General features: G+C 60.2%; 4 protein-coding genes and 1 pseudogene. All 5 read right to left on the bottom strand.

The features are described 5' to 3' along the window. Positions 1–531: 531 nt before the first annotated feature. Complete coding sequence (locus tag KJQ96_RS37650; protein ID WP_213291070.1) at positions 532–1,833, bottom strand: FAD-dependent oxidoreductase; 1,302 nt, start codon at positions 1,831–1,833, stop codon at positions 532–534. Between the two features lie 82 nt (positions 1,834–1,915). Beyond that, positions 1,916–2,324: pseudogene (locus KJQ96_RS37645) on the bottom strand (electron transfer flavoprotein subunit alpha); the annotation flags it as partial. 17 nt (positions 2,325–2,341) lie between these two features. Continuing rightward, complete coding sequence (locus tag KJQ96_RS37640; RefSeq protein ID WP_057853273.1) at positions 2,342–3,184, bottom strand: electron transfer flavoprotein subunit beta/FixA family protein; 843 nt, start codon at positions 3,182–3,184, stop codon at positions 2,342–2,344. 765 nt (positions 3,185–3,949) lie between these two features. Next, positions 3,950–5,773: a nif-specific transcriptional activator NifA gene (gene nifA / locus KJQ96_RS37635; RefSeq protein WP_213291069.1), complete on the bottom strand. Its 1,824-nt coding sequence runs from the start codon at positions 5,771–5,773 to the stop codon at positions 3,950–3,952. Between the two features lie 230 nt (positions 5,774–6,003). Further along, the gene (locus tag KJQ96_RS37630) at positions 6,004–6,840 is read right to left on the bottom strand and encodes an SDR family NAD(P)-dependent oxidoreductase (protein ID WP_213291068.1); all 837 of its coding nucleotides are present in this window, start codon (positions 6,838–6,840) and stop codon (positions 6,004–6,006) included. Positions 6,841–7,430: the final 590 nt, after the last annotated feature.

Here is a 7,430-nt window from a genome sequence, read left to right as displayed (position 1 = left end):
GAAGCCCTTGCACGCAAAACCCAGTCAACCTAAAAGCCTCTTGTCCTGCTCCACAGACCATATCTGGCGAAGACTTGGGCTAAACATCTTTTTAGCTTCACCAGCCGAAACGGCGCAACGGAGGGAGCGGGATTGGAGTGCGCCGGCCAGATGGATCGAACCAATGAAGGTCCTTGTTAGGCGCCATAGCAGCTGCCCAATCGTCACCGAAACTTGAATAGCTCGCCATAGCCGCCGTGTCGCTGGGCTCCATTCGATGTCGCGGGCGGCTCGCTGATGAGCCAGCCGGGCCGCATTCGACGCGACCGTCAACGGTAGTCTCGGCATGGTGTTCGACTCGTAGTGGCGCGGCAACAGCTTTCAGCAGGAGCGACTAACTGCAGTAACGGGCTCTCGTCGGGCCGCCCCTTGATGTAGGCAGGTGGGACGTCGGCCAAATAACGGGCTATAGAACAGCTAGTCCTTTACGCGCATCGAATGCTCGAAGTTCACATTTCTGGCTCCCATGTTTTCGCTTGAGCTAGTGCTGATTCAGCGCCAGGCGCGCGGTAAGCGGAAGCCATTGCCGAAGATTCCGGTCCATGACCACACATCGCCAAAGGATTTTGAGTCCGACTGCTCCTCCCCCGCCTTTGGCCTGCCACCGATGCGCGCGAAGTTCAGGATTGCCTTCGAGACGAGCTGCGGATGGGTGAGGAGAAAGTTGTCCGGCTGGGTGTGCATCAGCGCCGGCATATCCTTGTACTTTTTCAGATCCTCATACGACTCATTCAGCATCTTCTTGTATAGTGAGAAACTATTCGACGTGCTGCGACCGCCGCGCGACTTCACACGGAAGATCGCTTCCGCGGCAATTCGTCCAGAGATCATCGCAACGTTCAGAGGCCCACGATGGCTGGTATTATTGAGTTCGGCGGCATCCCCGACCACCACCCATCCCTTGCCGCGGAGCTGGGGTATGGTGTTGTAGCCGCGTTTCGCGATGAGGTGCGCGGAATATTCCTTGAGCTCTGAGCCGTTGATTAGCGGCACCACCGACGGATGACGCTTGAAGCGATTGAGTAGCCCGTAAGGCGTTTCGCCCGTTCGCTGGAGATCGGAGACGAGGCAGCCGATGCCGAGTGAGATGCACTCCCTATTCGCATAGATGAAACCCATGCCGTTCATGCCGCGCGAGATGGAGCCGGCGGCCTCGATCACGATCCCTTCGTCGCGCTTGAGATTGAAACGGGCTTCGATGGTCTCGCGCGGCAAAAGGTGCATTTCCTTGACCTGCAGCGCAACCTGGTCGGGCGTCGGCCGCTCGCGCAAGCCCGCACACGTCCCGAGCAAGCCATTGACGCCCTCGGCGAGCACAACTACATCGGCGTGGATTATGCCGTCCTGGCGGTCGGTACGCACACCAATGACGCGGCCGCGGCGGTTCTGCGCCAGCTCCGTAACTGTAGTCTGGTACAAGATGGTGGCGCCGGCCTCCCTCACCTTCCGGGAGAACCATTTATCGAATAGGGCGCGGATAACGATATACCGGTTCGGTCGCTCGTCGTTGCAGTCGTTGAAACGGTAGCGCAGTCCGACATGGGAGCGCCTATCCATTAACCAAAAGCGCTGCTCGACAAGGCGGCGCTCGAGCGGCGCGTCCTCGCGGAAATCGGGCGCCAGCTGTTCCACGATGTCCGCATCGAGGATGGCAGTCTGCACGTTCTTTGATCCGGAATATTCGCCGCGCTCGAGCTGCAGCACCTTCATGCCACGCTTGGCCATGGTCAGCGCCGCCGCGTTGCCGGCCATTCCGGCGCCAACCACGATGGCATCGAACCTCTCTTCGATCACGGGGCCTCTCCTTTGTTCAGTGGCGCATGTTCTCAAAATGTACGCTCGCCTGCTACGCGGTCGCGTAAATGCGGCGACCGCCGGAGGCGGCGAGATCAAGGCCCAAGATCGTGGCTCCCAACAGCAGGATCTCCGGCTTGTGGGTGTTGACAAGATCGGCCAACGCCATGCTGTAGGACTGGTTGCGGTAATCTGCGAGCACGTTGTCGGCGACGAGATGGACAAGGTCCTCGGCGTAGGAGAAGAATTCGACCGCGGCGCTGCGTGTCGCCTCGCCCTCCGGACCAATCTCGACCGCCGCGAGAACAACCTCCAGTTTTTCGGCAAGCTTGCTGCTCTCCCCCATCAGCTTCCAGGAGATTGGATGCACCTCCCCGCGCTCCTGTTCGATGAAGACCAGACATGCTTGTCAGCGTTGAATGCCCCGGCAGCGCCTTCTTGGCGGCGCGCCGTTGCGCAGGCAACGCGGGAGCTCTTATCACGTCGCTCATCGCCAAGACCCTTCAGATCAGGCATCGCGGGCTAGCGCCGCAAGGTCGGTTTCAAGCTTGGGCTGGTGCTTGAAGATGGCGTCGATCAATGCTTGCGCCGGCTGCTCGGCGGCCTCTACCAGCACCGCCTTCTCAGCGCGCGCGGACGGCGCGAAGACACGCTTGACGATGGTCGGCGAGCCCTTGAGACCGCATTTGGAGATGTCCTCGACACCGGCCTCCTGCGCACTCCATTTCACGATCGGCGTCCGGGCGGCACGCAATGCATCGGCCATGGCGCCGCGGCGAATCTGGTTGGTTGCCTCCAGCATGGTGATGAGACACGGCAGCCTGGTGCGAAGGACCTGGACGCCACCTTCGGAGCGCCGTTCCGTTTCAATTGTGCGTGCGGTGAGATCCAGGGCCCTGATCTTTGCGACGTAGGTAAGCTGCAGCACACCGAGCCGCTTCGCGACGCCGGGCCCAACCTGCGCGGTGTCGCCGTCGATGGTCTGCTTACCGGTGAAGATGAGGTCCGGCGGGCCATATTCCTTGCCGATTTTGCGGATGGCGGTCGCCAGCGCGTAAGTCGTTGCCAGCGTATCGGCGCCCGCAAAGCAGCGGTCGGTGAGCAGTACGGCGCGATCGGCGCCAAAGGTCAGCGCTTTGCGTAATGAGTCCTCGGCTGATGACGGCCCCATTGTAAGGACGGTGATCTCGCCGCCGAACTTATCGCGCAGCTCCAACGCGGCCTCGAGCGCGAAGAGGTCGTATGGATTAATGATGGTCGGCACGCCCTGACGCATGATCGTGTTGGTCACGGGGTGCACGCGGATCTGCGCGGAGTCGGGAACCTGCTTGATGCAGACGACGTTGTGCATGTGCTTCTCCAGACGTTGCAACGGCTGGCGAAGAGAACAGCAAGTGTCGTACCATTGCGCGAATTTCAAAATCAGGCAGCAATATAATGGCCTTTGGGAAGCGTCATGTCACTGTAGCCTGACGTCCGCCGGCGGAATTGCGACATTCGTCGTGACTACGACAGCCCGGTTCGCGCGGCGTGATTTGTCGTTGATCTGGATCAAGGAGAGCGGCTCAAAACGGGATGCGCTTTGCTCGAGTCGATCCATACGGGATCCCGAGTCTCCGCAGCGGCCGCTGCGCTCACGAGAGAGCGTAAGCCCTGAGCCGACTTGCACTGGACGATGCTTCGCATCGCCAGGGGCAAGACCAGCGCCGCAATAAGCTTGCGGCGCCTGCGACCGCTTGGCACACGGCGGTCCCTTCGCGCGCAGGCCCGCATCGCGCAGCGGTCGCTGCATATGACGCCGGGCAAATTGAACGAGGTCGAACACCCGATGGTCTCGCTGACTATATCCGGCGTGAGCTAATGGTCGATGCCGACACGGCCAACGAATTCGCGATGACAGCGCCGCGTTCGCACGACCGTTTCGGGCATGGGACCGCCGGTGGTCGCGCGGGCTGATCTCGAGGATGACAAAATCGGGCCGACGCGGGGATCGCATCCGATCGTGATCGGGTCCAAGTCCGCGCCAAACCAACCAAGCCTCTATGTCTGTTTCTCCAGCTATTCGCCCCAACGGCGATGGTCACGGCCCCGACATACCCCAAGGCCGACACTCCTTTCACAAGCGCTTGATCTCGATGCCATATTTCCTCAGGGCGTAGCCAATCTGGCGCGGCGTAAGTCCAAGCAGGCGCGCCGCCTTTGCCTGCACCCAGCCGGATCTTTCCATGGCCGCGATGACACGCTCGCGATCTGTCATCTTAGCACCACCTACGAGGGCTGCGCCGACTGGCGCTAGCGGAGCCAGCTCGCTGCCGAAAGGCGAGAGCGATGTAGCAGCCTCGGCCGGCGATGTGGCCGGCTTGGCGGGCACTGGTACGATCGGCCGCGGCTGCAGCGCTATCTCGTCCGATCCGCTCTTCCACAGCATCGCGGAAAGGCACTGGCCGTGGCAGCAGGCAAAGTCGTCTCTCACGATCGATGGCCCCGGTGCCAGAGTCGCGGTCCGCTGCACGCAATTCTCAAGCTCGCGGACATTTCCCGGAAAACCGCAGTTCATCAGTACTTCAATCGCACTCGTATCGAAGGTGAGCGTACGGCCGTTCTCGCTGTTGAAATTCCTGAGAAACTTGGTGGCGAGGAGCGGGATATCACCGCGCCTTTCGCGCAACGGCGGCAGCAGCAAGGGAACCACGTTGATGCGATAATAGAGGTCGGCGCGGAACTCGTTCCTTGCCACCGCCTCTTCCAGGTTCTTATTCGTCGCGGCAATCACGCGAACATCGACCCTAATGGTCTGGTTGCCGCCGACGCGCTCGAATTCCTGCTCCTGCAGCACGCGCAGTAGCTTTGCCTGGAACGAGGCCGAGATCTCGCCGATCTCGTCCAGAAATAGCGTCCCCTTGTCGGCGAGCTCGAAGCGACCCTTGCGCGTACTGAACGCGCCGGTAAAGGCACCCTTCTCATGACCGAACAATTCGGATTCCAGTACCGTCTCAGTCAGCGCCGCGCAATTGAGTTTTATGAAGGGCCGCTTGGCGCGCGCCGACTGCTCGTGAATGGCCTTGGCGACCAGCTCCTTTCCGGTACCGGACTCGCCGCGCAACAGCATCGTGCTGTTTGATTTGGCTACGACCGCGATCTTCTCGAGCAGCTTGCGCAACGCCGGGCTGTCGCCAATAATCCCCTCGACATGAACCTTCTTGCGCTCCCGCGCAGGCTGCTTGAGCTCGGACAATTCCTTTTGCAGCCGGTCCTTCTCCGCCATCAATCGCTCGCGGTCACACGCGAACAGGCGATGCAGCTTCACTGTCTGCCCCACTAGGTTGGCAATCATTGTGAGCAGCCGCACGTCGTAATCGAGCCGAACGCTCGACGCGTTGTCCAGGATGCGGTCGATCGTCAGCGTGCCCACGACATTCGCATCGATGCGAATGGGAACGCCGATGAACGACACTCGCATGTCGTCGGAGGCCCCGAGCACCTCCTTGTCCGCAGCACTAAAGGCCGGATGCACTGCTACGTTTTCGGCGACGAGCGGCTTGTCCGACGCCACGATCTCGTCGATTGCCTTCTGCGGCAGGCGCATCCGGTAGCGCTCGTCGCTGCCTTCGCTCCAGCCGGAGCCCACGGCAATATCCGGCACGCCATCATCGTGGAACAGAGAGACGATGCCGTGCCGCATCTGCACAAACGATTGCAGAAGATCGACGACGTTGGCCAGCGTGACTTCCAGCCGGCAGGGGGCGGTGAGTACTTTCGATATTTCGAAGATCCCGATAATCGCGCTCTCGTACAACGGCACATCAGGGACCGCGTCGTCCGTCTCGGAGTTTGAGTTAGGCCTTTCGCGTACGGAAGGGAGATGCAGCATGACGACGTCTCCGTTGTTATGACCATCCTCGCTGTCCTCCTGTTCGGATTTGCGAATATTGTGTTGCATGTCATCCTCGATCTCGCCGCCATTTTAGGATGACGCAAAAGATACCTTCTATTATGGCACGATGGTAAAACTTACAGCGCGTTGAGCGCGGCATGACGGTAAACTTACAGTGCTTTGACTTGCTTATTGTTCTCTGCTCTTCCGCACCTGTCGCTCGCATTCCGTGGGAACACGAATTCCATTGATGTAGATCAAATCAGCTGCGATTTGTTTGTTGCAGGTGCAGTCTATCACAGGTGTTGGCCGCCATTGATCGGCACCTCGGTGCCTGTGACATAACTTGCCGCATCCGAGCAAAGGAAGAAGATGACCTTCGCGACTTCTTCGGGTGTGCCCACTCGGCGCAGCGGAATATTTGGTACAAGGCGCGCTTCCGTGTTCGGCGACAAAATGTCTGTCTTGATCTCGCCGGGCGCGATCGCATTCACGCGAATGCCATGCGGTGCATAGTCGTGCGCCATCTCGCGCGTGAGACACGCGAGCGCAGCTTTCGATGTCGCATAGGCAGAGCCGGCAAACGGGTGCACCCGCGAGCCTGCGATTGAGGTCACGTTGACAATTGATCCGGTCGCTGCTTTCAGCTCGTCAAACAGGCCTTGCGCGAGCAGGATCGGCGCCACCAGATTGAGGTGGAACACCCTCATCCAGGTCTCGAGTGACGTCGTCAAGGACGTCAGCCGTGCGCCATTCGGCGTCTTCGGTGAAATGCCGGCATTGTTGATCAATGCGTGCAATGGCGCGCCCGCGAGGCGCTCCTTGACCTCGGCGATGGCGCGCGCCAGCATCCGATGGTTGCTGAGGTCAACCTGGACATGGTTGTCGGCCCCTGACTCCCACGGGCAGCGCCCGCCATCGAACGGTCGGCGCGCGCAAGAAATGATGCGCCAGCCCGCTTCCGAAAACAGCTTTCCGGTGGCGTGACCAATGCCGCGCGACGCGCCGGTTAGCACCAACGTCTTCTGTTCTCCCTGCTGGATGCGGACTCTATCGGTGTGAAACGGACAGCCCACGTCGGTCGCGGACAGTGGACCGGCGACCGCTTCGTCGTTTCTCAGATCGAGACTCAAACGCGCCTCCCATTCTCTTGCCCTCGCCCGTGAACGCGGTGCAGGATTTGGGCCAGTGCGATGCAGAGGAACGCTCTGCACGTTTTTGCGGCCCAATGTCGCGTTCGCAACAGCTTGTCGGGTTCCCCACATCATGCGCGTTTGCTTTCGGACAGTAGCAAACGCTGGTGCACAAGCCGATTTTCGAATCTCGCATAACGTGCGCGGCACCCCCCATTTGGCTCCGCTCTTGCTCCATGGCCCTAATGCGCGCTGGTTTATCGAAAAATATTGTCAATGCGGTCGGGCAAGGTCCGTCAGCTAAATTGCTGCGCATATCAGAACCGCCGGCGAATTCGCTTAGTTCGCTCTCACACCGTTCGATGCGCTGGAATGAGGTATTGCTGTTGAGCAATCCGCCCCTCCTCTACCGGCCACGTCATTCCAATTCATCATTTCGTGATCGAACTGGGTCTCACGACAGGTGGCAGCAAGCTCTCCCCTGCAGGCGTTTCTCGGCGGCCTATCGCCATCGCAGTCTTCTTGAGCGTGGCGAGTGCTTGCACGAGGCAAGGTTCTGCTCGCTGAAGAAGCCACGATCCGAGCCATAC

Source organism: Bradyrhizobium sp. sGM-13 (assembly GCF_018398875.1).
GTDB lineage: Bacteria > Pseudomonadota > Alphaproteobacteria > Rhizobiales > Xanthobacteraceae > Bradyrhizobium.
Note: the sequence above shows the minus strand (reverse complement) of the source record. Positions and strands in the feature narration are given on the sequence as shown.